Consider the following 915-nt stretch of genomic DNA (forward strand, 5'->3'; position numbering starts at 1 on the left):
ACTCTACACCGGCAACTTCCTTGACGGCACCTATTACGGAAAATCCGGCCATCTTTACCGCATGGGCGACGGCATCGCGCTCGAGCCGCAGAAATTTCCCGATGCGCCCAACAAGCCCAACTTCATTTCCGCGCGGGTGGACCCGGGGAAACCGTACCGGCATGTCATGGTCTACCGCCTCTCCGTCGCTCAGTAACCGGAACCCACATGACCTCTGAACGCCCGTCCCGGCTCCGCTCGCGCGCCTGGTTCGACAATCCCGACAATATCGACATGACCGCGCTCTACCTGGAGCGCTACCTGAACTTCGGGCTGAGCCTCGAGGAGCTGCAGTCGGGCAAGCCGATCATCGGCATCGCGCAGACGGGAAGCGACCTCAGCCCCTGCAACCGTCACCACCTCGTCCTGGCGGAGCGGGTGCGCGAGGGGATTCGCGAGGCGGGCGGCATCGCGCTGGAATTCCCGGTCCATCCCATACAGGAGACGGGCAAGCGCCCGACCGCGGGACTCGACCGCAACCTTGCCTATCTCGGCCTGGTGGAGCTTCTCTACGGCTATCCGATCGACGGCGTGGTGCTGACGATCGGCTGCGACAAGACGACGCCCGCCTGCCTGATGGCGGCGGCGACCGTGAACATCCCCGCCATCGCACTTTCCGTTGGTCCGATGCTGAACGGCTGGCACCGCGGCGAGCGGACCGGTTCGGGCACGATCGTCTGGAAGGCGCGGCAGATGCTGGCGGCTGGCGAGATCGACGCCAAACAGTTCATCCGGCTGGTGGCGAGCTCTGCGCCCTCAACCGGCTATTGCAACACGATGGGCACGGCGACCACGATGAACTCGCTGACCGAGGTGCTCGGCATGTCGCTACCCGGATCGGCCGCGATTCCAGCCCCGTATCGGGACCGGCAGGAG

The 915-nt window shown here is 65.2% G+C and carries 2 protein-coding genes; both read left to right on the plus strand.

Annotated features, from left to right (window positions below; all coding sequences use genetic code 11):
• The coding region (locus AC2JF9_RS07980; protein ID WP_500726737.1) for an aldose epimerase family protein at positions 1-196 on the plus strand (196 nt) is incomplete at its 5' end.
• 11 nt (positions 197-207) lie between these two features.
• Positions 208-915, plus strand: a 708-nt coding sequence (locus tag AC2JF9_RS07985) for a dihydroxy-acid dehydratase domain-containing protein (protein WP_500726739.1), incomplete at its 3' end; no start/stop codon positions are given.

Source organism: Lactobacillus sp. C449L (assembly GCF_059900815.1).